The organism is Curtobacterium sp. MCJR17_055, assembly GCF_003224335.1.
Classification (GTDB): Bacteria; Actinomycetota; Actinomycetes; order Actinomycetales; family Microbacteriaceae; genus Curtobacterium.
Genome location: NZ_QKLF01000001.1, coordinates 616,183 through 643,100 on the forward strand (window position 1 = coordinate 616,183; position 26,918 = coordinate 643,100).

General features: G+C 71.6%; 27 protein-coding genes. 12 read left to right on the forward strand and 15 right to left on the reverse strand.

All coding sequences use genetic code 11. From position 1 onward, the window contains the following. Window positions 1–109: 109 nt before the first annotated feature. Entirely contained in the window at window positions 110–790 is a 681-nt protein-coding gene (locus DEJ16_RS02850; RefSeq protein WP_258365779.1) for a response regulator transcription factor, read from the reverse strand. A 5-nt stretch (window positions 791–795) separates the two neighbouring features. Further along, window positions 796–2,154, reverse strand: coding sequence for a sensor histidine kinase (locus DEJ16_RS02855; RefSeq protein ID WP_110823459.1), 1,359 nt, complete (start codon window positions 2,152–2,154; stop codon window positions 796–798). 175 nt (window positions 2,155–2,329) lie between these two features. Between DEJ16_RS02855 and DEJ16_RS02860 the strand changes: the two genes are divergently transcribed. Next, window positions 2,330–2,689 carry a hypothetical protein gene (locus DEJ16_RS02860; protein WP_110823458.1) on the forward strand — a complete coding sequence of 120 codons (360 nt, stop codon included), beginning with the start codon at window positions 2,330–2,332 and terminating at the stop codon, window positions 2,687–2,689. A gap of 143 nt (window positions 2,690–2,832) precedes the next feature. Here the strand turns inward: DEJ16_RS02860 and DEJ16_RS15655 are convergent, their stop codons facing one another. Continuing rightward, complete coding sequence (locus DEJ16_RS15655; RefSeq protein WP_181419425.1) at window positions 2,833–6,444, reverse strand: SdrD B-like domain-containing protein; 3,612 nt, start codon at window positions 6,442–6,444, stop codon at window positions 2,833–2,835. Between the two features lie 181 nt (window positions 6,445–6,625). Here DEJ16_RS15655 and DEJ16_RS02880 point away from each other — a divergent pair, with 181 nt between their 5' ends. Next, the gene (locus DEJ16_RS02880) at window positions 6,626–7,057 is read left to right on the forward strand and encodes a hypothetical protein (protein WP_110823457.1); all 432 of its coding nucleotides are present in this window, start codon (window positions 6,626–6,628) and stop codon (window positions 7,055–7,057) included. An 18-nt stretch (window positions 7,058–7,075) separates the two neighbouring features. Here the strand turns inward: DEJ16_RS02880 and DEJ16_RS02885 are convergent, their stop codons facing one another. The 5 genes from DEJ16_RS02885 to DEJ16_RS02905 all read right to left on the reverse strand — a co-directional run bounded on the left by DEJ16_RS02885 (window position 7,076) and on the right by DEJ16_RS02905 (window position 12,812). Further along, window positions 7,076–9,106, reverse strand: a complete 2,031-nt coding sequence (locus DEJ16_RS02885) for a potassium transporter Kup (protein ID WP_110823456.1) — start codon at window positions 9,104–9,106, stop codon at window positions 7,076–7,078. Between the two features lie 107 nt (window positions 9,107–9,213). Beyond that, window positions 9,214–9,888, reverse strand: coding sequence for a response regulator transcription factor (locus DEJ16_RS02890; protein WP_110823455.1), 675 nt, complete (start codon window positions 9,886–9,888; stop codon window positions 9,214–9,216). Further along, complete coding sequence (locus tag DEJ16_RS02895; protein ID WP_110823454.1) at window positions 9,885–11,267, reverse strand: sensor histidine kinase; 1,383 nt, start codon at window positions 11,265–11,267, stop codon at window positions 9,885–9,887. The genes DEJ16_RS02890 and DEJ16_RS02895 overlap by 4 nt, the downstream gene beginning before the upstream one ends. Next, a complete protein-coding gene (locus DEJ16_RS02900; protein ID WP_110823453.1) occupies window positions 11,254–12,228 on the reverse strand; it encodes a CPBP family intramembrane glutamic endopeptidase in 975 nt (324 codons plus the stop codon). Before DEJ16_RS02900 ends, DEJ16_RS02895 begins: the two co-directional genes overlap by 14 nt. Window positions 12,229–12,323: 95 nt before the next feature. Next, window positions 12,324–12,812: an SRPBCC family protein gene (locus DEJ16_RS02905; protein ID WP_110823452.1), complete on the reverse strand. Its 489-nt coding sequence runs from the start codon at window positions 12,810–12,812 to the stop codon at window positions 12,324–12,326. Window positions 12,813–12,984: 172 nt separating this feature from the next. Between DEJ16_RS02905 and DEJ16_RS02910 the strand changes: the two genes are divergently transcribed. Next, a complete protein-coding gene (locus DEJ16_RS02910) occupies window positions 12,985–13,398 on the forward strand; it encodes a hypothetical protein (protein WP_110823451.1) in 414 nt (137 codons plus the stop codon). Window positions 13,399–13,754: 356 nt separating this feature from the next. Here DEJ16_RS02910 and DEJ16_RS02915 read toward each other — a convergent pair whose 3' ends face one another. The 3 genes from DEJ16_RS02915 to DEJ16_RS02925 form a co-directional block, all read right to left on the reverse strand. Then, window positions 13,755–14,333 carry a hypothetical protein gene (locus DEJ16_RS02915; protein WP_146232791.1) on the reverse strand — a complete coding sequence of 193 codons (579 nt, stop codon included), beginning with the start codon at window positions 14,331–14,333 and terminating at the stop codon, window positions 13,755–13,757. A gap of 66 nt (window positions 14,334–14,399) precedes the next feature. Beyond that, a complete protein-coding gene (locus DEJ16_RS02920; RefSeq protein WP_110823448.1) occupies window positions 14,400–14,837 on the reverse strand; it encodes a GNAT family N-acetyltransferase in 438 nt (145 codons plus the stop codon). Then, window positions 14,837–15,421, reverse strand: coding sequence for an ATP-binding protein (locus tag DEJ16_RS02925; protein ID WP_110823447.1), 585 nt, complete (start codon window positions 15,419–15,421; stop codon window positions 14,837–14,839). The genes DEJ16_RS02920 and DEJ16_RS02925 overlap by 1 nt, the downstream gene beginning before the upstream one ends. 86 nt (window positions 15,422–15,507) lie before the next feature. Here DEJ16_RS02925 and DEJ16_RS15445 point away from each other — a divergent pair, with 86 nt between their 5' ends. The 4 genes from DEJ16_RS15445 (at window position 15,508) to DEJ16_RS02940 (ending at window position 20,236) form a co-directional block, all read left to right on the forward strand. After that, window positions 15,508–15,765: a hypothetical protein gene (locus tag DEJ16_RS15445; RefSeq protein ID WP_146232792.1), complete on the forward strand. Its 258-nt coding sequence runs from the start codon at window positions 15,508–15,510 to the stop codon at window positions 15,763–15,765. Between the two features lie 41 nt (window positions 15,766–15,806). Beyond that, complete coding sequence (locus DEJ16_RS02930) at window positions 15,807–16,271, forward strand: GNAT family N-acetyltransferase (protein WP_220032674.1); 465 nt, start codon at window positions 15,807–15,809, stop codon at window positions 16,269–16,271. A 149-nt stretch (window positions 16,272–16,420) separates the two neighbouring features. Beyond that, window positions 16,421–16,957, forward strand: coding sequence for an AAA family ATPase (locus tag DEJ16_RS02935; RefSeq protein ID WP_220032673.1), 537 nt, complete (start codon window positions 16,421–16,423; stop codon window positions 16,955–16,957). A 654-nt stretch (window positions 16,958–17,611) separates the two neighbouring features. Then, window positions 17,612–20,236: a LamG-like jellyroll fold domain-containing protein gene (locus DEJ16_RS02940; RefSeq protein ID WP_146232793.1), complete on the forward strand. Its 2,625-nt coding sequence runs from the start codon at window positions 17,612–17,614 to the stop codon at window positions 20,234–20,236. 184 nt (window positions 20,237–20,420) lie between these two features. Here DEJ16_RS02940 and DEJ16_RS02945 read toward each other — a convergent pair whose 3' ends face one another. Then, window positions 20,421–21,281, reverse strand: coding sequence for a helix-turn-helix domain-containing protein (locus tag DEJ16_RS02945; protein WP_110823444.1), 861 nt, complete (start codon window positions 21,279–21,281; stop codon window positions 20,421–20,423). A gap of 194 nt (window positions 21,282–21,475) precedes the next feature. On the opposite strand from DEJ16_RS02945, the gene DEJ16_RS02950 reads away from it, so the two are divergent. The 4 genes from DEJ16_RS02950 to pip all read left to right on the forward strand — a co-directional run bounded on the left by DEJ16_RS02950 (window position 21,476) and on the right by pip (window position 24,213). After that, window positions 21,476–22,168, forward strand: a complete 693-nt coding sequence (locus tag DEJ16_RS02950) for an SDR family NAD(P)-dependent oxidoreductase (protein ID WP_110823953.1) — start codon at window positions 21,476–21,478, stop codon at window positions 22,166–22,168. 81 nt (window positions 22,169–22,249) lie between these two features. Beyond that, on the forward strand, window positions 22,250–22,864 hold the full coding sequence (locus DEJ16_RS02955) for a hypothetical protein (protein ID WP_110823443.1): 615 nt from the start codon (window positions 22,250–22,252) through the stop codon (window positions 22,862–22,864). 18 nt (window positions 22,865–22,882) lie between these two features. Continuing rightward, on the forward strand, window positions 22,883–23,158 hold the full coding sequence (locus DEJ16_RS02960; protein ID WP_110823442.1) for a hypothetical protein: 276 nt from the start codon (window positions 22,883–22,885) through the stop codon (window positions 23,156–23,158). A gap of 83 nt (window positions 23,159–23,241) precedes the next feature. Next, window positions 23,242–24,213 (forward strand): prolyl aminopeptidase, encoded by a 972-nt coding sequence (pip, locus tag DEJ16_RS02965; protein ID WP_110823441.1) that lies wholly within the window; start codon window positions 23,242–23,244, stop codon window positions 24,211–24,213. Window positions 24,214–24,240: 27 nt separating this feature from the next. Here the strand turns inward: pip and DEJ16_RS02970 are convergent, their stop codons facing one another. Continuing rightward, window positions 24,241–24,675, reverse strand: a complete 435-nt coding sequence (locus DEJ16_RS02970) for a hypothetical protein (protein WP_110823440.1) — start codon at window positions 24,673–24,675, stop codon at window positions 24,241–24,243. 86 nt (window positions 24,676–24,761) lie between these two features. Between DEJ16_RS02970 and DEJ16_RS02975 the strand changes: the two genes are divergently transcribed. Next, entirely contained in the window at window positions 24,762–25,739 is a 978-nt protein-coding gene (locus DEJ16_RS02975; protein ID WP_110823439.1) for a nuclease-related domain-containing protein, read from the forward strand. Window positions 25,740–25,810: 71 nt separating this feature from the next. Here the strand turns inward: DEJ16_RS02975 and DEJ16_RS02980 are convergent, their stop codons facing one another. After that, window positions 25,811–26,155 (reverse strand): hypothetical protein, encoded by a 345-nt coding sequence (locus tag DEJ16_RS02980; RefSeq protein WP_110823438.1) that lies wholly within the window; start codon window positions 26,153–26,155, stop codon window positions 25,811–25,813. Between the two features lie 203 nt (window positions 26,156–26,358). Then, entirely contained in the window at window positions 26,359–26,916 is a 558-nt protein-coding gene (locus DEJ16_RS02985) for a low molecular weight phosphatase family protein (RefSeq protein WP_110823437.1), read from the reverse strand. Window positions 26,917–26,918 lie beyond the last annotated feature (2 nt).

A 26,918-nucleotide genomic window follows, 5' to 3' on the forward strand; every position in this document is an offset into this window, starting at 1 on the left:
TCAGCGACACCGCTCGTAGCCGCGAGCGCGAGCACTGTCGCCCAGCGCGAACCGTGCCGGAGCGGGCGGGCGGGCGGACCGTGCCGGACGGGCGCCCCGGCGCGCGCGACTACGCGGACCAGTCGGGCCGGACGAAGCCGCTCTCGTAGGCGAACACGACGGCCTGCACGCGGCTCGTCGCACCGACCTTGGCGAGGACGCTGCTGATGTGGGTCTTCACGGTGGCCTCGCTGATCCAGAGGTCCTTCGCGATCTGCGCGTTGCTCGCACCGCGGACCAGGGCGCCGAGGACCTCCCGTTCCCGGGCGCTCAGCGCGGCGAGGGCCGAGGCGTGTTCGGCCGGCGGGGTCGGTGCTGCCGGGCCTCCTGCGACGGGCGCGGCGACCAGACGGTTCTCGAGCAGCGCGCGGGTCATCGAGGGTGCGATGAGGGTGTCCCCGGTGTGGGCGGCCCGGACCCCGGCGGCGATGAGGTCGGGGCCGGCGTCCTTGAGCAGGAACCCGAGCGCCCCGGCACGGACGGCGTCGAGCAGGTACTCCTCGTCGTCGAACGTGGTGAGGATGACGACCGCGCCTGCGGTGCCCTCGGACACGATCGTGCGGGTGGCCGCGATGCCGTCGAGCACCGGCATCCGGACGTCCATGAGCACGACGTCGGGGCGGAGCTCGGCGCAGACGGTGACCGCCTCGGCGCCGTTCGGTGCCTGACCGACCACGGTCAGGTCCGCCTCGGCGTCGACCATCATGCCGAGTCCGGTCCGCACGACCGCCTGGTCGTCGACGATCACCACGCGGATCACGGCGCCACCACCCGGCGGTCGACGGGAGCGGCAGCGGCCCGGGGCCCGTCCCCGGCCCCGGCGGTCGCTGCCTGCGTCCGGACCGGCGCCGGTGCCTGCGACGGCTCGGTCGTGTGCGCGCCCCCGGTCGGAGCTGCGGCCGATCCGGGGACCTCGCGCGGGGCCTCCAGGACGACCCGCCAGCCGCCGCCGTCGACCGGACCGGCGACGAGCACCCCGCCGATCGACGCGGCGCGTTCGCGCATGCCGCGGATCCCCGCCCCGCCAGCGGCGAGCGCCGGCACCCGCGGGCCGCCCTCGGTCCCGCCGTCGTCGAGGACCTCGAGGTGGATGCGGTCCTCCGAGACGGCGAGCGTCACCCGCACGGAGGAGCCGTCGGAGTGCACGAGCGTGTTCGTCAGTGCCTCCTGGCAGACCCGGAGCACGGCGAAGTCCTGCATGACGCCGAGCCGCGCCCCGACGCGGAGGTCGACCTCGACCTCGACGCCGGTCGCCCGGACCCGTGCGACGGCGTCCTCGACCGCGGCCCGCAGCGACACCGGAGCGTCGGTCGTGCCCCCGTCCCCGCCGGCGCGGAGGACCCGCACCACCTTCCGCATCTCGGACAGCGCCTGCTGCCCGGTGCCCGCGACCCACGAGGCGTACTCGGCGAACTCGGTCTGGTCGGCGACCCCGACACGCACGAGGGCCTGGGACCGGACGACGATGGCGGCCATGTGGTGCGCGACGACGTCGTGCACCTCGCGGGCGACGGCGGTCCGTTCCTCCGAGGCGATGCGGGCCTGGTCGGCCTCCCGCAGGCGCACGAGCTCCTCGTTGCGGCGCTGCAGGACGAGTTCGGAGCGCCGTCGTCGTGCGGTCGCGCGGCCGAGGAACGCGCAGGCGACGAGCAGGATCCCCATCAAGACGATCGTCGACCAGTCGGCGTTGCTCGACCAGACCTGCCAGCCGCGGAGCGCGGTGAGCCAGTCGTGCACGGGGACGGAGACGAGCGGCAGGAACATCGCGAGCACGGTCGGGACGGCTGCGACGGACAGCACCGCGAGCACCCGGCGGCCGGCAGCGCAGGCCAGGTAGACCGCGATGACGAGCGGGATGAGCCGGACCTGCAGGACGTCGAAGGTCCACGAGGGCCATGCGACGACGACCCCGACCACCACGAGCAGCGGGTACGGCAGTCGCTGCCCCACCACGAAGCACACGGCGACGAGCAACGCGGTCAGGCGGTAGTCGTCGAGCCGGGTCGGGTACCACCCGGCTCGGTGCAGCCCCTCCATCGCGATCAGGGCGGCTCCGAGGAACACCACCCCCGCGAGCGCGGACCGCACCCACGGCGGGATCGGCAGAGGACGCATGGCGAGAGGCTAGCCGCCGGAGTCGACGTCGCGCCTCCTCCGAAGGTCGGAGTCGCCGGTCGCGACGATCAGTCGGACGGACGGGAGGCCCAGCCGGTCCGCCGATGCGGCCGACGCCCGCCTCGTCCCAGGCTGGACGTGCCGCACACCGCGGCCCACCGGACGGGAGCACGTGATGCAGAAGAAGACCGCAGCCACACTGACGACCCTGGCCCTCGTCGTCGCGATCGCAGCCACCGGCGCTGCCGCCGCGACCGTCACGGGACCGGAGGCATCGGGTGCGACCGACGGGACCACGAGGACGGGCGGCATCTCGACGGTCGTGCAGACCGCGGCCCCCACGACCGACGACGACGGGTGGCAGGGGCAGCTGCCGGACGCCGACCGGTTCCGTGCGCTCTCCGACGCCGAGCAGCGCGCCGTGTTCACCCGCGTGGACCGTCTCATCGGGGACCTCCGCGGGACGGACGACGGCGCGGGACTGGTCGCGCAGCTCGACGGGTACCGCGCCGAGATCGAGCGCGCTCGCGGGTGACCGGAGCCGGACGGGAGGCGCGGGGCGGGTCGGCCCCGCACCTCCCGTCCCCGCACCGGCGGCAGGCGCGGCCCCGGCGCACGCCGGTGACCGGATGCCGGACGGGAGGCGCGGAGCGGGTCGGCCCCGCACCTCCCGTCCCCTCACCGGCGGCGGGCGCGGCCCCGGCGTCCGAGGACGATCGCGCTGCCCAGGGCGAGCAGCAGCAGCGCGGCGCCGAGTGCGATCGGGAGGCCCGCCACACCCGTGAAGGCGAGGTCGCCCCGACGCGCAGTGCCCGCGGTCTGTGCGCGGTCCGGGACCGATGCCGACGATTGCTCCGCCGGTCGGCCGCTCCCACCAGCCGAGCTGCCCGGCGTGCCGGTGCCGGTGCCGGTGCCGGTGCCGGTGCCGCCCGGTGTGCCCGGCCCGCCGTCACCGGGGCCACCGTCGCCCGGCCCGCCGTCACCGGGCCCGCCGTCACCGGGGCCGCCGTCGCCCGGCCCGCCGTCGCCGGGGCCACCCGTGTCTTCCGCCGGAAGCACACCCGCGTCGACGGAGGTGGTGCGGTCCACCCCGTCGAGAGCACCCTCCGGGGTGGTCACCCGGCGGAGCGTGATGGTCTCGGTGGAGCCGTCCTCACCTGCGTCCGAGTCGACGGCATCGTCGTCGCCGACGTGCTGCCGCGTGAAGCTGCGGTCGTCCGGGGCGTCGAAGGTGACGACGTAGGCGCCGGGTCTGAGGCCGTCGAACCGGTACCCGCCGTCCCCGTCACTCGTCGTCCGCCGCTGCACGGCCTCCCCGGAGTCGTCCGTCCCTGTGAGTCGCACGTCGACGGCCTCGACGCCGGGCTCGTCCGCGCCCTGGAGACCGTCACCGTCCCGGTCGGACCAGACCCGGTCGCCGATCGCGCCGGCGACCACCCGGATCGTGGCGCGGTTGGACTGCACGGGGAGGCGGATGCCCGCCACGCTCAGGCCGAACCGGTTCGCGTACGTGTCGCCGTCCTGCTCACCCTCGGTCGCGAGCGCCAACCGGTGCGTGACCGAGGCGCCGACGGCGACCTGGGCCGTGCGGGTGATCCGGATCGCCGTCACGTCCCGGAGTGACGCGGGACACCCGTCTGCGCCGAACTCCTGTTCCGAGCACCACGTGGTGGAGCCACCGGGCTGGTTCGACGGGTCCGTGCCCACGAGCGAGACGTCGCCGGGTGCTGCCGCCGTGTAGCGCACCTGCTCCCCGGCCCCGGTGTCGATCGCCACGGGCTCGGCGAGCGCTGTCCGGCCGTGGAAGGACCCGTCCTGCCCAGCGGCCCGGTCCGGCAGGACGTCGATGAGGTCGGAGCCGTGGAACGGGTCGGTGTTCGTGTAGACGAGGTCCCACTCCAGCCGGTCGCCGGCGACCACGACCGGTTCGACGGCGTGCTCCTCCACGCCGACCCCGCCCGTGGTGGTGACCTGCACCGCGCGCTGCGCACGGCGGTACTCGGCGGGCGACGCATCGGTGGGGGACGCGACCTCGGCCACGTTGTCGATCGGACCGGCGGGCGCCGCGGTCGAGATCGTGGCCCGGTAGGTGATCGGCGGGATGGACGAGTTCGGTCGGACGTCGTGCATCGTCCAGGTGAGCCGCTGGTGCCGCCGCCCCTGCGCGTCCTGCACGGCGTCGACCGCCGGGGTGGTCGACGCGCTGGCGGGGACGTAGGTGGTGTCCACCGGCAGGGTGTCGCGGACGGTGACCGTCGCCGGACGCCCCTTCGTGTTCCCGTTGGTCAGCGTCGGGTAGAGGGCGTACTCGAGCGTGTCCCCGGCGACGGCGGAGGTGGTCCGGTCCGGGGTGTCGGCAGCGTCGTGTCCGGGGTCGACGGTCTTCTTCGCGATCCGGGCGAGGTTCTCGGTGATGACGACGCTGTCCGTCAGGCCGCCGACGCCGAGCGACGGATCGGCGCTGTCGTGGATCCACCCGGGGTGCTGCGTGCCCGAGGAGAGGTGCCCGAAGTCGAGGGCTCGGGTCCCGTCCGGGGCGTCGAGGACGGTGACCCACGAGTACAGCGCCGCGTGGCGCCCACCGGCCAGGTCACCGACGGCGCGGACGGCACCGACCGCGGCGATGCCGCCCGGCACGTCCTCCGGAGCGTCGTACCACGGTCCGTCCTCGTCGTCGCACGTGCGTCGCTGCCCCTCTGCGGCCGACGTCATGTCGTACGCGGCGTACTGCACGTGCGCGTCCGACAACCCGGTCGCCTCCGCGGCCCGTGACGGACTCCCCACCCGGGTGAGGCGTTGGGTGGCACGGTCGAACGTGTCGCAGAGGACCGCGTCCTGGTACGGCGAGAGCCCGCCGTTGCTCATGGTGACCTCGCTCCGGAGCCGGACCCCCGCGGTCGCCCAGGGGTCGCCCTGGCGCGCGGACCCAGGGCGGACCTCGTGGGCGTCGCCGACCACCCGGTACAGCCGCTTCCCGCCGCTGCCCGGGTCGAACTCCACGAGGTTGCGCTCGGACACGTTGTCCGCCGTCGGCTCGGTCCCGCCCGGGAAGTTCGGGGCTCCGCTGGCCGACGTGGTCTGCAGCGGGGTGAAGGTGTTGCGGGACAGCACGTTCGTCCCGCCCGTCGGCTCGGGCAACCAGAAGCTGATGTACCCGGCGACGACGAGGCCGACCTTGCCACCGGCGATCGGGCCGCCGTACTGGTTCTCCGTCGGCATCCGTGTGGGGTCGGTCACCGTCCCCGTGATCGTGACGTCGACGTCCTCCCCCGGGCCGCTCTGCGTGCAGCTGATCGTGCCCGAGTCCGCGACGGCCCGGGCACCACCGCCCTTCCCGGCCGGGAGTCCGCCGAACCCGGACGCCGCGCGCGAGTTCGGGCCGCATGTGGGCTCGTCGCCGTTCCAGAGCCGAGCGCCGGACGGCAGGTCGCCGAGGATCTGGGAGACGTCGTCGGTGAAGGTCATCGGGCCGCCGGCCCCCTCGAAGCCGAGCAGCCCCTGACCCGGGACCACCGGCTGCCAGTCGACCGCGATCGGGTACACGAGCTGGATCCCCCGCTGTCCGCCCGGACCGGTGACGTCCGTCCGGAGCGACGACGCCTGGATGTCCTTCGCCAGGTTGTACCGTGCTGCGGCGGACACGGTCGTGGTGGGCGAGGTCGCCGTGACGGTCCCGTTGTCGGCGTCGTCCGCGGTGCCGGTCGCACGGACCGTGATCGCGTCACCGTGCCGGAGCTCCGCGGAGACGTCGAGCACCGCCGGTACCGCAACCGCTCGGCCTTCGGGGACGGAGTCGAGGTCGCAGACCAGCTCCTGGCCGTCGATCCGTGACCCGCTCCCGGTGCACCGCGAGGGCACGGCGGCCCAGCGGGTACCGGCCGGCGCGGTGAGGGTGAAGCGCTCGTGTGAACTGGCCCCGCCGGTGGAGTTCATCGTGACGCGGTACGTGATCGCGTCGAGGGTGCGGACGATGCCGTTCGCGGCGCCGCTGTCGCCGCCCGGCTGGTCATCGGGCGTGAACGGACCGTTGCCGTCCTTCGCGACCTCGATCGCGAGCCCGACCTCGGCGTCGGTCGACGTGGCCGGACCGGTCGACGTGGCCGGGGACGGCGCAGTGGATGCGGCCGGAGACGGCCCGGTCGTCGGGGACGGGGTCGGCGCGGTGGACGCGGCTGGCGCTGACGCGGACGGTCGCCCCGCGACCGCCCAGGTCGGTGTCGCCACGGTCAGCACGAGGCTCGCGGCGGTCACCAGCGTGACCGCGATGCGGAAGGGGATGCGTGGTCGCAAGGGGACTCCAGTTCAGGACGGGCACCGTCAGGTACCTGGGGCGGTATCCGTACGTCACACATCAAACACGAGCGGCGTCCCAGCGCCTCTTTCTCGACATTCCGTATTCCACCCGCATACGATCAGGCACGATCCGGTCACGATCCGCGACGACGAGCCCGACCGGGGCGACACTGACGCCATGACACGGGGGAAGACCGGGGTCTCGATCGGGGTCGTGCTCGCGCTCGGCGGTGGACTGGGTGGCTGCGCGGCGATCTCGGTCGGGCAGTGCGTCGAGTGGGCGCCGCTCTCCCCGGCCGAGCAGGAGCAGGAGGCGAGCCTCGTCGTGGACGCCGACCTGCGGCCGACCGACCGCACTGTCGAGGCGCTCGGGCGCTACCGCGTCCGTGAGGCGGACATCACCAGCGTCCGCAAGGGCCACGCGCCCGGCGACCGCATCGACGTCATCGCGACCTCGGACCAGTGCACGAGCAGCGGGGAGCCGGTGGAGTACCTCGACGGCGATCCGCTCGCCGAGCCGGGTTCCTACCGGCTGTACCTGACGAAGGAGCAGGCCGGGGGCGCGTGGCGACTCGTCGTGCCCGGCGCCGCCCAGCGTCTGGACGACTGACCGGCGCGAGCAGGCGCGTCAGACCTCGACGTCGCTCCCCATCGTCACCGTGCGCCGGAGCGGCAGCCCGAACCGTGCAGCCGGGTCGGCGGCGTTGTGGGCCATCGCGACGAACAGCTTCCGCCGCCACGACACCATCCCACCCTTGCCCGAGCCGGTCCGGAGCGCACCGCGGGAGATGAAGTACGACGCCGCCGACATGTCCTCCTGCGCCAGGTCGAGCACGCCGGCGGCACAGGCGGCACGCATCGCCGCGGGCAGGTCCTGGTCGTCGGAGAACCCGAAGGTGATCGTGATGTGGTCGATGCCGTCCTCGTCGTGGCCGAGCTCGTCGCGCCTGAACGCATCGGACAGCGCCACGTGCGGCACGTTCGCGGTGAGCACGGACACGATGACGACCCGCTGGTGCACGACCCCGTTGTGCTCGACGTTCGCCCGGAGCGCGAGCGGCGTCGTCTCCTTGTTCGGGTGCGGGAACACGGCGACGCCCGGGACCCGCGGGATGTGGTCGGCGTTGACCGTCTCGATGAACTCCGAGAGGGACCCCTCGCGCTTCCGCCGCTCCTGCTGCACGAGCTGGCGCCCGCGGTGCCAAGTGGTCATCAGGGTGACGACGGCGAGCGCGATGAGCAGCGGCACCCACCCGCCGTGCACGACCTTGGACAGGTTGCCGGCCAGGAAGGTGAGTTCGAGGCCGCCGAACACCACGGCGACGAGCACGAGCTTCCACGTCGCCCAGCGCCACAGCGGCTTCACGACGACGAGCAGCAGGAGTGTGTCGACCACGAGCGCCCCGGTGACGGACACCCCGTACGCGGTGGCGAGCGCCGCCGAGGACCGGAAGGCGAGCATGATCGCCATCACGCCGATGAAGAGCAGCAGGTTGACGGCCGGCAGGTAGACCTGGCCGCCCTCGCGCTTGGACGTCTGGCGGATGGTCAGCGGCGGGAGGAGCCCGAGCTGCACGGCCTGCCGGGTGAGCGAGAACGCGCCGGAGATGACTGCCTGGCTCGCGATGACGGTGGCCGCGGTGGCGAGGATCACGACGGGGATCTGCGCCCAGCTCGGGAACAGCAGGAAGAACGGGTCCTCCGTGGCCGTCGGGTCCTCGAGCACCAGCGCTGCCTGGCCGAGGTAGTTGCAGACGAGCGCGGGGAACACCACGAAGAACCAGGCGCGGAGGATCGGCATGCGTCCGAAGTGGCCCATGTCGGCGTACAGCGCCTCGGCCCCGGTGATCGCGAGGACGACCGCGCCCATCGCGATGAAGGTGATGAACGGGTGCGCGAACAGGAACGCGATCGCCCAGGTCGGGGACAGCCCCTGCAGGACGCCGGGGTGCTCGACGATGTGCGGGATGCCGGCGACGGCGATGACGACGAACCAGAGCAGCATCACGGGTCCGAACGAGGCACCGACCTTGGCGGTGCCGAACCGCTGGACGACGAACAGCCCGACGAGGATGACGGCCGCGATCGGCACGACGAGGTGCTCGACCGACGGAGCCGCGGTGCCCAGGCCCTCCACTGCCGACAGCACGGAGACGGCCGGTGTGATCACGGAGTCGCCGTAGAACAGGGCGACCCCGACGATCCCGATGACCAGGAACACGGTGGTCCCGCGCGGGCGGTGCGCGTGCAGACGTCGGGCGAGTGCGGCGAGCGCCATCACCCCGCCCTCGCCGTGGTTGTCGACCCGCATGAGCACGAGTACGTACTTGATCGACACGACGATCGTGATCGACCAGACGAGCAGCGAGATGACGCCGTAGACGTCCTCCGGGACCGGCCGGACGATCCCGCCGTCGACCGAGAACACCGTGCGCATCGAGTAGAGGACGCTCGTGCCGATGTCCCCGAAGACCACACCGAGCGCGGCGAGGGCCAGGGCTGCCTTGCCATGGTGCCCACGGGCCTCCCGGCCGGCGGGCTGCTGCCTGGCCGTCGCGGGGTGCGTGGCGTCGTCGCCGGGACCGGCGTCTCCGGGCTGGGCGTCACGCGCAGCCGACGGCTGGTCGGACGACTGCGACGACGCGCGGGTCTCGGTCACGGCGGGGGCTCCAGTTCGCGGCCGTGCGGGCGACGGCCGCGCCCATCATGCACCCGCGGAGTGACAGCAGAGCACCAGGCGCACCTGACGCAGCGTCGAACGGCTGCTCAGGCGTCCTGGTCCGGCACCGTGACGATGCGGTTCTGGTACGCCCAGACCACGGCCTGCAGGCGTGACCGGACCCCGAGCTTGGGCAGCATGCGCGCCAGGTGGGACTTGACGGTGGAGACCTCGACGACGAGCTCCGCCGCGATCTCCTCGTTCGACATCCCCTGCGCCAGGAGCAGCAGCACGTCCCGCTCCCGGGCGGTCAGCACCCCGTCGACCCGGTCGCCCGTCACCGGCTGCAGGCTCCGGCGCGAGGTGAACTCACGGAGCACTCGCCGGGTCAGGGCCTGGTCGAGGGTGCCGTTGCCCGCGGCCACCTGACGGACGGCGCCGATGATCGTGTCCGGTTCGGCGTCCTTGAGCAGGAACCCGGACGCACCGGCCTCGAGGGCACCGAACACCAGGTCGTCCATGTCGAAGGTCGTGAGCATGAGGACGGGCACCGCGGGGTCGGCATCCGGTCGGCAGAGTTCGCGGGCGACCTCGATGCCGTTCCGGACCGGCATCCGGATGTCGAGGACCGCGACGTCGGGCCGCGTGCTGCGGGCGAGCGCGAGTGCTTCGCCGCCGTCGGCGGCGACCCCGACGACCTCGATGTCCGGCTCGGCGTCGAGGAGCGCCGAGACGCCGGCCCGGACGAGTGGCTGGTCGTCGGCGACGAGCACGCGGATCACCGCGCCACCTCCGGGTCGGCGGCCGTCGTGTCGGACTCGGGCCGGGCCTCCCGGCCGAGCGTCAGTGCGACCAGCCACCCGCCGTCGTCCGTCGGACCGACCTGGAGGCCCGCCCCCACCAGTTCCGCCCGCTCGCGCATGCCGCGGAGTCCGTTGCCACCCGCGGGGGTGCTGCCCTGCGCCGGCACGGCGGCCGGCCCGTTCTCGACGCGCACCACGAGGTGGTCGTCGGCGCGGTCGTCGATCGTGACGGTGCACGGCGCACCCGGAGCGTGCAGGGCGGCGTTGGCGAGGGCCTCCTGGACGGTGCGGTACGCGGCGAGCTGCGCGAGCGGGCCGACCCCGTCGCCGAGCGGACGGCCACCTCCTGCGCGGTCGACGGCCAGGACGTCCAGCCGGACGTCGCTGCGGAACCGTGCCCGTTCGACCAGGTCGACGACCCCGGCGACGGTCTCGACGGCCCGTTCGGCGGGGCTGTCGTCGCGGAGCAGGCCGACCAGGCGGCGGAGGTCCTCGAGGACGGCGGTGCTCTGCTCCCGGACCTGGCGGACGCCCTCGTGGGCGCGCTCGGGGTCGGTGTCGATCTGGCGGTCGATGACGGCGGACATGAGGGCGATCCCGGAGAGGTGGTGGGCGGCGATGTCGTGGAGCTCCCGGGCCATGGCGGCACGCTCGCGGGAGACGGCGGCGTCGATCAGGGCGTCCTGCTCCCGGTCGACCGCGGTGGCCTCGGCGGTGCGGGCGACGCGGACCTCGCGGCGGGACAGCACGACCAGGGTGACGAGCAGCGGCAGGCCGACGGCGCCGACCGCCTGCAGGACGCCCTGGCCGATCGAGCCGGTGAGGCCCTGACCGAAGCTCGCCCGGAACCCGCCCGAGGTCACGGCCCACAGCACCGCTCCCCCGATCACGACCAGCACGGCCGCTGCGGTGAGTGCGGGCCACAGCCGTGCGAGCGGGACGCGGAGTGCGGCGAGGACGACGGCCACCGCGACGGCGAACGGCGTGAGCCCGAAGAGCTCGAACGCCTGCGGGGCGAGGACGGCGACGAGCACCGGGATCGCCGCCACGACGACGAGCGTGGTTCGCGGTGCCCGGCGGGCGGCGAGCAGGGCGGCCGCCTGGGCGAGGAGCCCGAGGGTCAGGACCGTCCACGGCGCACTGCCGACGGCCGGGTAGCTGACGGTCTCGCCGATCGTGTCCGGGTCGGCGGCGTCGAGCGGCGGCAGGGCGAGCAGCAGACCGAGGGCGACCACGGCGGTGCCGAGCGCGACGAGCACGTCGGTGCGGCGCTCGCGGGCGGTGGCGGGACGCCGGGCGGGCGCAGCGCCCCCGGCCTCGGCCTGGGGGCGCTGCGCGAGCGGCTCAGCGGGTGCCATGCTGCGATCCTACGAGGGGCTCCGCCGCCGGGATCGGGGCGTCGATCGGCAGCGCCCGACGGGCCGGGTCGTACCCGAGGTGCCCGCGGGTGGCGATGAGCAGCACCACGGCGGTGATGGTCGACATGATCGTCAGGCCGATCATCAGCGTGCCGGCGGTCATGCTCGGGTACATCGTGGGGAAGAACGTCGAGATCGTGTTGTTCACGCCGACGTGCAGCAGCAGTGCGAGCGGCAGGCTCTCGCCGGTCTTGTTGAAGACCTGCACCATCAGGACGTTGAACGTGATCGTGAACAGGGCGAACACGACGGGCTCGCTCCAGTGCGCGTTCGGCCATCCGCCCCAGTCGCTGAGGTACAGCGGCATGTGCCACAGCGCCCACACCGGGCCGAGGATCGCCGCGGCACCCAGGCCACCGAAGCGGTGCTGCAGGCGGGGCAGGGCGAAGTCGCGCCAGCCCGGCTCCTCGCTCAGACCGGTGGAGAACAGCTGGATGACGAGGCCCGGCACGACGGCGGCGAACACGAGGGCGGTCGGTGCGTGCACGTCCCCGCCCGCGAACGGCAGCGCCGACACGATGATCAGGGCCGGCACGACGACGAGCGCCAGGGCGTACCAGTACCAGGCGACCCGCCAGCGGAAAAGACGCCCGACCCAGCGGCGGAGGCCCGGGCGACCGTCGGCGACCGCGGTCACGATGAACGCGCCGCCGAGCGGGCCGAGCAGTGCGCCGGGCAGCACCCCGGTGAACTGCGCGCTGCCGAGTACCTCGGCGAAGTGGATGTCCCAGACGCCCATGCCGTGCGGCGACAGGATGTAAGGGACCCACGCGAGCCAGCTCAGCCCGAGTGCGAGGGTGAAGAACGACCCGAGCGGGTGCCGCGCGATGACGCCGCGGATCCCGTGCCGGTCCTGCGGAGCGGTGCCGGTCTGCGACCGGGCTTCGATGGTGTTCGTCATGACATCGACGCTAGGAACTGCGCCGCGCCGGGACGACCGGCGGAGGGAGGCACGTGCGGGACTTGCATCGAAAGGATGCAGCCCCGCTGCACCCGTCAGCGACCCCGGTCCGGAGCCGCGGCGGCCAGCACCACCGGGTCCTCGCAGCCCCGCGCGAAGCCCGCGATCCGCCGGTCGATGTCCCGCTGCAGCACGAGCACGCCGATGCGCTCCGCGAGCGGGGCCAGCCACTTCGGCTTGCAGGTGAAGTTGTAGCGCCAGACCGCCAGGGTGTGCCCCGGCTGCCCCTCCGCGGCGCTGAACCGCCATCCGCCCCCCATGCGCTCGAAGAACCACGAGCCCTTCGTCATCTTCATGCCGACGTTCGAGGGCGGGTTGTACGAGACGTACTCGCTCTCCATCGCCAGGCCGAACCGCTGCACCGTGTACGTCCGCACCCCCTTGCCAGGAACGGTCGCGCCGATGAGGTGCTGCCGCCGGATGAACGGGTCCCATCGCTTCCGGACCTCGCCCTGCGTCTGCGAGACGGCGAAGGCGACGTCCACGTCGACCGGGACGACACAGCGGGACTCGACGACGGGCATGCGACCATGCTGGCACGCGGCGGGACCGCCGGACGGGAGGCCCGGGGCGGGCTCGCACCGCGCCTCCCGTCCAGTGGCGGCATCTCCGCGCGCCGCGATCCACCCTGGCGGCATGGTGGCATCTCGGGACGAGTCGGCGATGAGTTGTCCGCGCCGAGTTGCGTTCCCTGCTGTGGTCGTCCTCGCCGGCGCGGTCTTCGCCGTCGGGATGTTCAGTCTCGGGACGATCAGGTACAGCTCCGTGGACTGGGAATCGGTGGCTGTCGCCTCACAGGTCGCGATCCCGTTGGGAGTCGTGGTGGCCGCTACCGTCGCGCGGGTCGGAGTGATCGTGAGGAACCGCGCGGAAGACGAACTCGTGGCGCATCCGGTCCGCCGCGCATCGGTCATTGTGGGTGTACTGGCGTTCGTCGCTGCCGCTGTCGGCGGTCTGCTCTTGACGGTGGGCGGTTGGCAACTCGTCCTGCCGGCGGCAGCCGTCTGCGCTTCCCTGGCCGCGGGATGCGCAGGTCTCGTTCTCCGACGACCAAGAGCAGACATCCGGGACGACGAGTCCGATCACCACGGGGCAGCAGACGCCCGGTAGCCGATCCTTCAGCGGGACGAGCGACTGAGAACCGTCTGCTCTGCTTGTCAGCGCTTTGAAGGCCTGCGATTCGCGCCGAATACGATGACGGCGGAGATCATCACGCAGAGCCCGCTGACGGCGGTGAAGTACGGAGCTGGCCGAGAAGGATCGAGAGCGATCAGTACGACGGCGGCCAAGAAAACAACAAGCCCGACGAAGCCGAGGACCGCGAACAGCCGTCGACCCGTCTCCGGGCTAATCCTCTTCGCCACTGCTGCAGTGCAGAGGCCTTTGCTTGCGGAACGTGACGACAGCCCTGGGTATGGGCACTCCTCCTTCCCGGTAGCCGGTCCTCTGCCGGACGCCTCGCGGCTTCATTGAATACGAGACCAGCGGTCATCGGCTCGCAGGCTACGTATGGCATACACGAGCGTGAACGGCCCGAGGATCAGCAGCGGCAACCATGACCCGATGCTGGCGGTATTGATCACAAGGTTGACCAGCGCGAGCAGGAGCATGAGAGCACCAGTGACAGCTGAGAACCAGGCAATGGGTTTCGGCCACGGAGAGAGCTGCCCGACGTTGGCCGCCGCCGCGGCGATTCCGGTCTCACCGTCGCCGGTGTCGCTCGCATGGCCGACCGCGTCGTGCAACGCGCGGATGTCGCGGGCACCTTCGCCCCAGTCGAACAGCGTCGTCGGCACGGTTGGACGCGATCGAGCAGTAACGCTTGTCCCGCCGGTCGTCGGTGTGAGGTCAATGGTGATGACCTCACCCCAGGAGTACAGGTTCCCGCGTACGCCAAGTTCGACGCGGGCATCCGCGGACGACATGATCCTTGCGCGCTGCGTCGACGTGGCGACTCGCACGAACAGACCATGCGTCTCTTCGAGGGGCTTCGCGACCATCCAACTGGCCGTCGAGCGCGCCGCTCGCGTCCTCACTTCAAGCATGTGCTCAGTCAACCCGATCGAGCGTGCCCGCGTCCCATTCGCGGTTCCCTCAGCGGGACGTCGGCATCACGCGTGTCGAAGCAGGTGGTGAGTCTCTGTGTCCTCAAAGCGGACGAAGCCGAGCCGCTCGTACAAGCGGCGGGCCGATGTGTTCATCTTGTGCACCTGCAGCAACGTCCCGCGGTGCGCCTTCGCAGCCTCTTCCAGAACCCATCTGAGACCGGCCGATCCGATGCCCTCGTTCTGACACTCAGGGCGCACCTCGATGAGTTCAAGCCAAAGGTCGTTTCCGCGGGCACCGAGATACAGGCCTCCGACTGGTTTCGCATCCTGCTCAATGACGTGCACGTCGTGGTCACCGACCAACGGAGCGAAGAAGCGCCCCTGTTGCTCTGGGTCCCAAGGGCCGTAGGCGGCTTCGACCAGTTCTTTGTGCGCGTCCTCGTGCAGTTGGAAGAGCCAATCGTGATCGGCTTCGGTGGCTGGTCGAACGGTGATCCCCATCAGACGAGATTAGCGAAGCCTTCAGCCGGGACTGTGAGCCCGAACGGGTTGTCGTCTCGATCTCCGATCCCATAGCGGGCGTGGAGTCCGAGGTAGTGAAGGGCCTGGCGGACGGTCTCTTCGAGAGGGCGGGTGCTGTCGATGACGAGCCGATCGTCCGTGCGGGGCTCGTACCCGTCGGCGGTGCGCTGCACCTCGTCCCACGTCGGCAACGTGAACCCTGGCAGGTCGTTCGCACGCTGTTCCACGCGGCGACGGTGTTCATCGACGTCCGGACACTCGACCTCGATCGCGCGCAGCGGTACGCCAGCGGCTTCCGCTGTCGACGTCCATCCAGCCCGAGCAGGTTCAACGCCACTCACCGCGTCGGCGATGACCACCTGTCCGCGCCGCAGATTTGGTACCGCGATGGCATGCATGATCGAGTAAGCGGCGATTCCGGACTGCTCGCGCGGGATCTGGTACTTCCACATTGCGCCTTCGATCGCATCAACGCGAAGCGTCAGCGAGGGCGTCAATTCCGCGATCGCAGCAGACAGCGTCGACTTCCCTGCACCGGGAAGACCACAAACCTGAACCAGCATCGACAACTCCTTCGTTGGCCGTAGCTCCTTGTCTATCGGTTCCGGCAGCCACGGGTCCGTAACGGGAGAGCCGTATGCTCCGCGGCATGCGGCACGAATTCGACTCCCTCGGCCTCCCTCGACCAGAAGGTGCAGGCCGCTTCAAGGTGCGAGCTGCACTCGTCGGTGGAGCGGGCCTGTTCTTCGTGCTGCTCGGCACCAGTCTGTTCGCGGGCACCGCGGCGACTGATCAACCGACACCGGTGTGGATCGTCATCGTCTTGATCGCGGTCGGCGTCGGCTGCTGGGTCGTGGAAGGGCTTTTCAGAGCGCGAAGCACGAAGGGCGACGACTCGTGTCGATAGCCGATCGGCCACCGGACGCCGAGTGCTGGAACGATGAGCGCGTGACGTTCCACACCGTGACCGAGCATGACGTCGACCCCCTTCGTGCTTTCCTACGGGACGCCGACCTCACCCTTGCCGGTCTTGACGAGCCGACCGTTCACCTCTGGATCGAACAGGACGAAGCCGGGACAGTGATCGGCAGCACCGGCTTCGAGCTGAGCCGGGACGGCACCCACGCGCTGATCCGGAGCGTCGCCGTCGCGCCCGACCGTCGTGCGGCCGGTGCCGGCTCGCGCCTCGCCATGTTCGCACTCGAACAAGCGGCACAGGCTGGGGCATCGTGCGCGTGGCTGTTCTCGCGACGGTCGGGGCCGTTCTGGCAGAAGCTCGGCTTCACCAACGCCGACCGAGAACGCCTGGCGGCCGTGCTACCCGAGACGCAACAGGTACGCCTGTTCGTCGGAACCGGTCAGCTTGGCACTGAAGTCGCATGGTCGCGCACCCTCACCGACCTGTCTCGGTAGCCGATCGGCTATCGGTGCAGATCCTGCTCGTCCCTGTCTCGGTAGCCGATCGGCTACCGGACAACCGCGACTTCTGGGTCGAGGGAATCACGCTGACGGCTGGAAGACCGCCCGAGAGCCGGTGACTACAGATGTGGTCAGATTGCTCCGTGGAGACAGTGATCCTGACCGGAATGCCTGGCGCCGGCAAATCCACCGTGAGTCGCCTCCTCGCAGCGAAACTGCCACGCGCCGCGCGGATCGCAGCCGACGACCTAAACGCAATGATCATCGCCGGAGCCGTATGGCCACTTGGTCAGCCCGCTGTCGAAGCCGCCCGCCAGGTCGAGCTCAGCTACCGCAACCTCGCTGCACTTGCCCAGAACTTCACCGACGCTGGCTTCGTCACCGTCATCGACTGCGTCATCCCGGACGGTGCACACCTCAACCGGCTCCTCGAGCATCTCTCCTTGGATCCTTCATCGCTCGTTGTTCTCGCTCCGACCACAGGAACATGCAGGGAACGCAACGCGGGCAGGGAAGCGAACGAGCGGTTCACCTTCGACGGGTACGACCAACTCGACCAGTCGATGCGTCGCGACTTCGGCGACCGCGGCTGGTGGCTCGACACCAGCGAGCTCACCGCAGAGACGACCGCCGAGTTCATTGCCGCCAGCTTCGGCCTCGAAACTGCTACGTCTCACTGAAGGATCGGCCAGTGAGGCACCGCTCAGCGGCGGCGCCTCCTGATGATGGCGCTGACGACGATCACAGCAGCCAGTACGGCGACGATCGCCGTCGGGATCGGTTCGAATCCAATGCCAGTGAACGCAGCAACCACGGTGTCCTCTCGTCAAGCGCGCAGGTGCGCGCTCGACTCGAAGGGTACGCGAAGGCCATTGCCCGTCTCGATAGCCGGTCGTTCACCGGTACAAGGCCAGCGGCGACAACCACGACAACTTTCCCGTGCCCTGCTTGACCTGGGGACTCCCGTATGACTGTCCCGCGAAAATGCCCGGTGAAGGGGCGCTGAACGCAACACCGTCCACGTACCCGAGCAAGGGTGCGGCACTTCCCGTCGGCAGACGCCGGCCCGGGGTCCAGACCGCTGCACGCGTCCCGCTCGAACACGTCCCTGCCGAACGCCGTGTCCACCCCGACGACAAGCAAGCGTGCATGTCACGCTGCTGTTGGAAGACGTTCGCTGACTGAGGCAGGACCGAGGAACGCGGATCGGTGACGAGTTGCGTGCTGAGGAGACAAGTCATCCGCGCGGCGACAGCGCCGCGCGTCGCCTCCCGCTCACACTGTGGTCACACTCAGGAAACCAGCGCGACAGACGACGCCACCAGCATCGTCGCGTGACCGCACACCGACCACTCCCCCGGGCCTCCCGACGGAGGACCACCGCCCTGGGTGTCACCGCCCTGGCGGTGGCCGCCACCGTCGGCCTCCCCGCCCTGATCGTCTCCCCCGCACCGGCCGCCGCCGCTCCGGCTCCGGCCGCCGACCTCGCGTCCCGCTTCACCCTCGCGGTGCTGCCGGACACGCAGTTCTACTCCCGCTACTCGGCGTCGCAGTTCCTCCCCCGCTACGGCGACGACCCGTTCCACGTGCAGACGCAGTGGCTCGCCGACAACGCCGACGAGTTGCACATCCCGTTCACCACCCACGTCGGCGACGTCGTCGACCAGGTCGGCCAGGCGGGCGAGTGGCAGGCCGCCGACCGGGCGATGTCCGTGCTCGACGACGCGGACATGCCGTACAGCATCACGACCGGCAACCACGACGTCCGGAACTCCGCGGACACCGTGTACGACACGTCGTACGACCTCGCCGCCGAGCCGTACCTGCGGACCTTCCCGGCCACCCGCGCCACTGGTCAGCCGACCATCGAGTCGGGCACGGACCGCACCGGGCTCAGCCAGTTCCACGTGTTCGAGGCCGAGGGGCAGCGCTTCCTCTCGCTCGCGCTGCCGTGGCGGGCCTCCGACGAGACGCTCGCGTGGGCGAACCAGGTCATCGCGGCCCACCCGACGCTGCCGACGATCCTCACCTCGCACGAGGTCATCAACATCGCGACCGACGGCCTGACCGCGGTCGACACGGCCTACGGCGAGCGCCTGTGGAAGCAGCTCATCGCCCCGAACGACCAGGTGTTCCTCACGCTGAACGGGCACTTCCACGGCTCCACGTGGAAAGAGCGCACGAACGACGCCGGGCACGCCGTCACCCAGGTCCTCATCGACCACCAGATGGACTACGAGGGCGGCAACGGCTACCTCGGCCTGATGGAGTTCGACCTGACGAACGGCACGCTCGCGATGCAGACCGCGTCGCCGTGGGTGACGTGGAAGCCGTCCGAGACGCTGACGTCCTACGACCAGCCGCTGCTCGACGCCGCCAACCAGCGCTACAGCGTGCCGGTGGACTTCCGGACCCGGTTCGCGGGCTTCGCGCCGGACTTCCGCGCAGGGACCGCGGACGAGCCGCCGCTCATCGAACGCGCACGGCAGATGCTCCTCGACGGCTTCGAGGGAGCGCCTTCCGTCACGACCGAGCTCCCGGGCGGCCGCGCCGACCACACGATCGTCGACGGCACCCTGGCCTGGTGGCGTCCCGGCGAGCAGGAGACCGGCACCCTCGCCCCCGGCGCCACGGTGGACGACGTCGTCGGGGACGCCGACCTCACCCGCATGACCCACGCCGAGTCCGGCTCCCCGACCGCGCAGGACGGCGACGTGACCGTCACCGACGAGTCGCACCCGCTCTCCTCGGACGGCGCCGGTCTCTGCTTCGCGAACGCCGACAAGGCCGCGAAGCGCTTCAGCGCGCTCACCTCCCCCGGTGACACGGCCGTCGACCGGGCCACCTTCCCGGAGGGCTACACGATCGAGACGTTCCTGGAGGTCGACCCCTCGTGGACCGACGGCGCGAACTCCTGGTCGAAGGCGATCGTCCGCAGCGGCAACCGCTCACAGATCGGCGTCCCGCAGACCCGCTGGGACTGGACGGCCTCGCCCGCAGCACTCGGCATCTCGAACCTCAAGGAGTTCCAGTGGACCGAGGTGACCGCCGACCCGTCGAAGGGTGACCGCACGGCCTGGTCGGGCGAGATCATCCCCGGCCGCTGGCTGCACGTCGCCCTCGTGAACGACGTCGACGCCCGCACCACCACGATGTACATCGACGGCGCCCCGGTGCTCCGCAACGCCACCGACACCGGCGGTCAGACCGTGCAGGACGGCATGCCGTGGCTGTTCGGCAGCGACTGGGTCGACGATGCCGCCACGAACGGCTGGAACGGCTGCATCGGCGAGACCCGCGTGGTCGACCACCCGATCACCGCTGAGTCGTGGCTGACCGCCCGCGCCGACCTCGACGCGCTCACCGTCGACGAGCCGGGCACCGAGGTCGTCCCGACGACGATCACGGGCTCCGGCCACCCGGGTGCCACGGTCACGCTCTCCGGCGCGGTCGACGGCAGCACCGAGGTCGCCGAGGACGGGACCTGGTCGGTCGACGTCGCCGGGGACGACACCGCCCGCACCGCCGCACTCGTCCGTGCCGCGGCGACCGGTTCGGCCGAGGCCGTCCAGTCGATCGGCACCCGCAGCGGAGCAGCGGTCGCGTTCGCGGTCGCCCTACCGGACGACGTCGACCCGACCCCGACGCCGAGCCCGACCCCGACCGACCCCGCGTCGCCGGCTCCCGGCGACGGCGGTGACGACGACGGCGACGGCCCGGGCGATGACGGCCCGGGTGACGACGGAGCGGTGACGCCCGCACCGGGCGCCCTCCTGCCCGGGGATGACGGTCCGGGCGCCGGCGGCGAAGCCGCTCCGGAGGGCGACCTCGCCTTCACGGGCGCCCACGGCCTCGGCCTGCTCGGCGTGACGGCGCTCCTGCTGCTCGCCGCGGGGACCGCGGTCCTCGTCCGCCGACGGCTGGGTGCGCTGCCCCGCGTCGCGCCGACGGAGCAGTAGCGACGAACCGACGGGAGGCTCTCCCCCGGCCGGCACGGCCCCACGCGCGAGCGGCGGGGCCGGACACGACCGGTGGGGAGCCTCCCGTCCGTCGCGTCGGAGGTGACCACGGGGCGGGCTGCTCAGGACACGACCCGTCCGTCGTCTGTTCACGATCCGATGATGAGCCCCGGTCACACGTCGGTCATCGGTCGACGACGTCCGCTGCTCGGACGGCTCCGACGCGCAGGAAGTCGAGCTTGTCGGCGTCGGGGCCCTCCTCCGCCGTGGAGTAGACGACCAGCTTGATGTCGGAGTCGGGAACGGTGACGACGTCGCAGTCGAGGGTGACGTCACCGACGATCCGGTTGTGGACCGTCTTCACGAGCGACCGGTGCGCCGCCGCACGGCCTTCGTCCCAGTACGCAGCGAAGCGTTCGCTCCCGTCCCGGAGTCGACGGATGAACGCCTGGAAGTCGGCGTCCTCCCCGAGGGTCCCGGCCGTGCGCCGGAGGTCCGCGACGAGAGCACGCTCGAAGGCGTCCGGGCCGCCGTGCGCTGTCGCGATCTCGGCGACGCTCCCGTCCAGGAAGGTCTGCACGACCAGGTTCTGCTCGGGGTCACGCAGCACCGACGGGGCTCCGAACAACGCCCGCCAGAGCGGCGTGGAGTGCACCAGCGTCCAGTCCGCCGCGAACACCGCCATCGGCAGATCGGCCATGCGGACGAGCAGGCGGTGCACACCGGGTGGGATGTGCCGGGACATGGCATCCCTCCGGGGCGGTGCCAGTCCTGCCGCGCGGTGGAAGAGGTCGGTCTCACCGCGGTCGAGCTGGAGCGCGCGGGCGAGGGACTGGACGACCTGGGCTGAGGGGGTGCGGGAGCGACCCTGTTCGAGTCGCGTGACGTAATCGACGCTGACGCCGGCGAGCTGCGCGAGTTCTTCTCGGCGGAGGCCGGCCGTCCGGCGTCGACCGGAGGACTCCATCCCGACGGCCGCGGGGCTCAGCCGTCCCCGCCACGCTCGGAGGAGATCCCCGAGCGCTCTTCCCTGGTCTCCGGACACCCGTCCATCCTCTGCGCCTCGGGCGCGGACAGCCTGGGAACGTCTGTCCCTGGCTCGGGTCCTCGCGGAGTCGCACGCTGGTCCCCGCACCAACACGAGAGGACCGAACGATGACCGCGACCTCGACCGGCATCACGCTCCTCCGCCCGTTCCTGCCCCTCGCACCGAGGCGAGCAGACACCGACAGGAGAACCATGACGACCACCCTCATCACCGGCGGCAACAAAGGCATCGGCTACGAGACCGCACGCCGGTTGATCGCCGCTGGACACACCGTGTGGATCGGCGCGCGCAGTGCCGATCGTGGCCGCCCGGCCGCCGACGAGCTCGGCGCGTCGTTCGTGCAGCTCGACGTCACGGACGACGCATCCGTCGTGGCGGCGGCTGCGACGGTCCGGGATCAGGCGGGTCACCTCGACGTCCTGATCAACAACGCCGGCATCCTCGGGGACGTCAACGCGCCCGAGGACATGACCGTCGACCAGCTGCGTGCCGTCTACGAGACGAACGTCTTCGGCGTCGTCCGCGTGACGAACGCGTTCCTCCCGGTCCTCCGTAGGTCCACGGAGCCGTCGGTCATCAACGTGACGAGCGGCCTCGGGTCGTTCACGATGATCCACGACCCGGAACGTGTCGAATCGCAGTACCCGCTCGCGGCCTACGGCTCCTCCAAGACGGCAGTCACCATGCTGACCATGCAGTACGCCAAGACGACCCGTGACGTGCGCTTCAACGCGGTGGACCCGGGGCAGACCGCCACCGAGTTCACCGGTCACCTCGGCCACAGCGTCGCGGACGGTGCCGACGCAGCGGTCCGGATCGCGACCCTCGGCGCGGACACCCCCACCGGGACCGTCACCGACCGCGACGGCACCTTGCCCTGGTAGTGACCTGGCCAGTCCTGCTCCCGCCGGCGGGAGCAGGACCGGCCGGACGGCCGCGTCGAGGCGGCGGCGTACCCTGGGCCCGTGGTGAAGGTCATCGTCCTCGTCATGGCCGAGTACATGGTCGACGACTCCCCGCTCTGGTACCAGGGGTCGCACGAGCTCGTCGGTGTCGCCGACGCCGAGGATCTCGGCCTGAGCCGCTCGCTGCGTGACGACCTCCGAGCGTGGAACGACGTCTTCGACTCCCTCGGTGAACCGGACTTCGCCTGGCCGTTTGCAGAGGTCCGTGACGCCCATCGCACCGACGCCTTCGCTCTGGCGAGTCGCGTCCAACTCGAACTCGGTGACGACGCGCACGTCTGGTGCGGAGCCGGTGCCGGCATCGACATGGTGACCGAAGCGGGGACGGCCATCGTGCTCACGGGCAACCAGCCCGGGACCGACGTCCTTCTCCTCCACGACGGGAGCGGCGAGGTCATGTCAGCGCGGGCCGCTGGCCTCCGCGAGGGAACGGCGAAGGCGATCGTCTCGTGGCGCGCCGTCACCGAACGCGTCGCGATGCCGTTCGGTGACGCCGAGACGCGTGCCCTCGGACTCCGAACGGCAGGACGCATGCAGTCGGACGTCCGGACGCGCGCACAGGTCGTCTTCACCGGAGGCGTCCCGGCGCCCTACTGGCACGACGAGTTCGACTGACCCAGGAGGATCGAGCAGATGCGGAAGGTCATCGTGACGGCAGCGATCGGTGCCGGCGTCGGCGCGCTCATGATGATCGCGTTCCTCGTCGCGAGCGGTGTCGACTACCGGATGCAGGAGGACGCCGGCGTCGAGCCCGGCGCCACGCCGGACGTCATACTCGGCGGCCTGCAGGCCGGCCTGTGGGTGTCCGCGATCAGCCTGGCCGCGCTCGTGGTCGGCGTCCTCGTCGCCGTCGTCCGTCGTCGACGCGGACCCGGCTCGTCCGCCTCGTCGAACGATCGCCTCCGGTGACGGCACGCCTCCTCGCGGAGGCCCGCACCACAGCCCGGCGGTACGGTGGCAGCGACCGTCACCCCTCCGCCGGAAGGACCCCCGTGCGCCAGCTCTACCCGCCGCTCGAACCGAACCGATCCGGCCTGCTCGACGTCGGTGACGGCCAGCAGGTGTACTGGGAGGAGTGCGGGTCACCCGACGGCAAGCCGGTCGTGTTCCTGCACGGCGGGCCCGGTGCCGGCTGCTCGCCCGAGCACCGTCGGCTCTTCGACCCCGCGCGCTACCGGATCGTGCTGTTCGACCAGCGCAACTGCGGCCGGAGCCTGCCGCACGCCGGCGACCCGGCGACGGACCTGTCCGCGAACACGACGTGGACCCTCGTCGAGGACATCGAACGGCTGCGCGAGCACCTGGCGATCGACGCGTGGCAGGTGTTCGGCGGCTCGTGGGGGTCTGCCCTCGCGCTCGCCTACGCGGAGACGCACCCGGAGCGGGTCACCGAACTCGTCATCCGGGGCATCTTCACGCTGCGGACGAGCGAGATCGACTGGTTCTACGAGGGCGGGGCCGCGAACGTCCTCCCCGACCTGTGGGAGCAGTACCTCGCTCCCGTCCCGGTCGAGGAGCGGCAGCCCGGCGGACTCGTCCGCGCGTACGAGCGACTGCTGGCCGACCCGGACCCCGCCGTGCACGGTCCGGCCGCGGTGGCGTGGGCGAGCTGGGAGGCGGCGTCGATCACCCTCCTGCCCCGGCCCGACCTCGTCGCCCGGTACGCGGACCCGACGACCGCGCTGGCGTTCGCCCGGATCGAGAACCACTACTTCACGCACGACGGCTGGTTCGAGGACGCGCAGCTCATCCGTGACGCCGGCCGGCTCGAGGGCATCCCGACCGTGATCGTGCAGGGGCGCTACGACATGTGCACGCCGGCCGTCACCGCATGGGACCTGCACCGGGCGCTGCCGTCGGCGGAGTTCCGGATGATCGACGACGCCGGCCACGCGTTCGACGAGCCGGGGATCCTCGACGCGTTGATCGAGAGCACTGACCGCTTCGCCGACGCGACCCGGTAGGCGGGGAACGGGTCGGCGGGCTGACGCTCAGGCCGAGGCGTCGGGCGTCCGCTCCGCCGCGCGGTACCGCTCGACCTCGGCGTCGACGGCCGTGCGGCGCTGGCGGAGCCAGAACAGGAGGAAACCGAGCGCGCCCGCCGCGACCAGGACGCCGCCGAGCACCGCACCCGGTACGGGACTGTCCGTCCGCTCGTCGTCGCTGCCGAGTCCGACGGCGCCGAGCAACAACGCCAGCCCGACGGCGAGCAACAGTCCGATGGCAGAGACACTCCACAGTCTCGGCGAACGCGGATCGAGGCGCTGTCGCTGCGGGAAGCTGTTCACGGCGAACACCGCCCAACCGGCGGTCGCTGCGGGGGCGATGCGGAACCACGCTCCGAGCAGGACCACGGCCGCGATGCAGACGACGATGCCGCCGACCACCCACAGCCAGAACCCCCACGCCGAACCCCGCTCCGTCATGCCCCCACCGTAGCGACGGCGGAGGTGCCGAGGACGCGCCGACGCAGGACGCGCCTCCCGGCCTGCCGGCGTGGTGTGGTTGGTCCATGACCAGCGACCTCGTGCCGTGGTCGGTCGCCGGGGGGCTCGCCGTCGTGGTGGTCGTCCTGGTGATCCTCCTGCGGCGACACCAAGCCTCCACCCGCTCCGAGCTCGACGCCGCCGACCGTGCGCGGCGGGACGAACTCGCGCAGCGCGAGGCGGAGCACCGCGACGAGACCGCCCGCATCGAGGCGGACCGCGCCGCACAGGTGGAGGCCGCGGAGGCCCGCCGACGTGACGCCGCATCGGAGGCCGAGGAGAGCCGGGCGCTCCTGCGCCGCGGCATGAAGTGGGAGGAGGCGTCCGAACAGGCGATCCTCCGCGCCTGCCGGGCCGCCGGCGTCAACGGCGTGCTCATGACGAACGTCGTGTTCGTGCCCGTCGGGGAGACCGAGCAGGGGTCGTGGCGGAAGTTCGTCGCGCAGGTCGACCACGTGCTGGTGTCCGACTCCGGGCGCGGTCTGGTGATCGAGAGCAAGCGGTGGAGCGGCATCGTGTTCGACGGGCGACGACCGAGCGAGGTGCACCCGGCGTTCCGGAACCTGGTCGACGAGTCGTCCCTCGTCCCGCCGTTCGCCGTCCAGGTGCAGAGCCGGAAGGTGCTCAACGCCGAGGAGGAGGCCGAGAACTGGTGGCGCGTCCGGGTGCAGGCGAAGGGCGCGTCACCCGCGCAACAGGTCCGACAGCAGGCCCGTCGCCTCGCCCGCTTCGTCGACGAGCGGACCGGCGTCTCCCGCACCTGGTTCGACACGTGCGTGTTCTACTCGTCGCCGTCGGCCACTGCCTTCGTGCAGGCGGAGGACCGGAGCGGCACCGTCACCACGAGCGTCGTGACGAACGACCACGAGCTGCAGGCCGCGCTCGCGGCTTGGGCGGCGAAGGACTCGGTGCCGAACCGCACCCGTGCCGACGCGGTCGTGCGGGTCCTCGCCGGGCAGGGTGCCCACGCGATCACGGTCGGGAACTACCGCCTGCCGGACTGACGCGCCCCCTCCGGACGCGACGACGCCCGCTGGTCTGTACCAGCGGGGCGTCGTCGTACGGCGGGAGGCTGCTACGCGACCGGGCGGATGACCGACGGGAGCATGACGTGCAGGTGACCGGCGAGGGCGGTCTGCGCGTCCTCGAGCGATGCGAAGTCGCCGACGACCAGGCCGAAGGTGTCCGAGGCGACGTAGCGGCCATCGCGCTTGTCGACGGAGCCGCCGAAGTAGCCGCCGAAGTAGCCGCCGTAGTTGGCGATCCACTCGTCGTCGCCCTCGAGCGTCCAGGTGAGCTTGGCCCGCGCGGCACGGGCGCTGGTGGCGGCCTGTGCCTCGAGGACGGCGACGATGTCGACGGTGTCGGTGTCGAGGGTGACGTCGGTCCCGGCGGCGGTCCGGTTGATGGTCGTGTTCATCGCGCTCTCCTGTCGTGTTCGGGGTACGTGCTGCGGTACCTGAACGCTACGACACCGAGCGTGCCGATCGACAGCGGAGCCCGCCGATTCACGGGTTCAGCCCCGGATGTTCATCCGTGATCCCCGGAACGACGGGCTTCGCCATCCGCCGATCGGGGTACAACGGGGTGCAACGGGGTACTCGCGTTCCGGACGATCCGGCCTCAGGAGACGGCGCGGAGGGCGTCGGCGATCGTGGCCAGAGCGGCGTCGATCTCGTCGGCGACCCGCACGTGCGTGGCCTCCGAGCGACGGTAGGGGTCGTCGACGTCGTCGTCCGCCGGGTCGGACGGCGGCGGGACGGCACCGCGGAGGCGCGCGACCCGTTCGACCAGGGCCTCCGGCGAGTGCACGTCGGCGAGGTCCCCCGGCTCGAGGCCGTCGAGCACCCGAGCGAACTGCTTGATCGTGAACGCCCGCTTCGCCGCACGGGGTGCGAGCTGCACGACCGCGGACCGGTGCGAGCGCTCGGCGGTGAGCACGAGGTCGGCGGACGCGGCGATCTGCTCGGTCAGGTAGCGGGACCGGTGCGCCTCGGTGACGCCACCGAGGCGCACCGACTGGGCCGCAGCCGCACCGTCCATGACGGCGCCGTCGTCCGCGATGGTGCCGGCCGACTCGACGACGTGCACCGACGCGGCCGGCCCGAGACGCGCCTGCAGCACCTGGGCGCCGAGCGGTGAGCGGCAGATGTTGCCGCTGCAGACGAAGAGGATCCGCACGC

What these genes read in the sequence shown, in the direction of transcription:
- DEJ16_RS02855 (WP_110823459.1), bottom strand. Translation starts at nt 2,154, where the DNA reads ATGCGTCCTCTGCCGATCCCGCCGTGGGTGCGGTCCGCGCTCGCGGGG.
- DEJ16_RS02860 (WP_110823458.1), top strand. Translation starts at nt 2,330, where the DNA reads ATGCAGAAGAAGACCGCAGCCACACTGACGACCCTGGCCCTCGTCGTC.
- DEJ16_RS02880 (WP_110823457.1), top strand. Translation starts at nt 6,626, where the DNA reads ATGACACGGGGGAAGACCGGGGTCTCGATCGGGGTCGTGCTCGCGCTC.
- DEJ16_RS02895 (WP_110823454.1), bottom strand. Translation starts at nt 11,267, where the DNA reads ATGGCACCCGCTGAGCCGCTCGCGCAGCGCCCCCAGGCCGAGGCCGGG.
- DEJ16_RS02900 (WP_110823453.1), bottom strand. Translation starts at nt 12,228, where the DNA reads ATGACGAACACCATCGAAGCCCGGTCGCAGACCGGCACCGCTCCGCAG.
- DEJ16_RS02905 (WP_110823452.1), bottom strand. Translation starts at nt 12,812, where the DNA reads ATGCCCGTCGTCGAGTCCCGCTGTGTCGTCCCGGTCGACGTGGACGTC.
- DEJ16_RS02915 (WP_146232791.1), bottom strand. Translation starts at nt 14,333, where the DNA reads ATGCTTGAAGTGAGGACGCGAGCGGCGCGCTCGACGGCCAGTTGGATG.
- DEJ16_RS02920 (WP_110823448.1), bottom strand. Translation starts at nt 14,837, where the DNA reads ATGGGGATCACCGTTCGACCAGCCACCGAAGCCGATCACGATTGGCTC.
- DEJ16_RS02925 (WP_110823447.1), bottom strand. Translation starts at nt 15,421, where the DNA reads ATGCTGGTTCAGGTTTGTGGTCTTCCCGGTGCAGGGAAGTCGACGCTG.
- DEJ16_RS15445 (WP_146232792.1), top strand. Translation starts at nt 15,508, where the DNA reads ATGCGGCACGAATTCGACTCCCTCGGCCTCCCTCGACCAGAAGGTGCA.
- DEJ16_RS02950 (WP_110823953.1), top strand. Translation starts at nt 21,476, where the DNA reads ATGACGACCACCCTCATCACCGGCGGCAACAAAGGCATCGGCTACGAG.
- DEJ16_RS02960 (WP_110823442.1), top strand. Translation starts at nt 22,883, where the DNA reads ATGCGGAAGGTCATCGTGACGGCAGCGATCGGTGCCGGCGTCGGCGCG.
- DEJ16_RS02970 (WP_110823440.1), bottom strand. Translation starts at nt 24,675, where the DNA reads ATGACGGAGCGGGGTTCGGCGTGGGGGTTCTGGCTGTGGGTGGTCGGC.
- DEJ16_RS02975 (WP_110823439.1), top strand. Translation starts at nt 24,762, where the DNA reads ATGACCAGCGACCTCGTGCCGTGGTCGGTCGCCGGGGGGCTCGCCGTC.
- DEJ16_RS02980 (WP_110823438.1), bottom strand. Translation starts at nt 26,155, where the DNA reads ATGAACACGACCATCAACCGGACCGCCGCCGGGACCGACGTCACCCTC.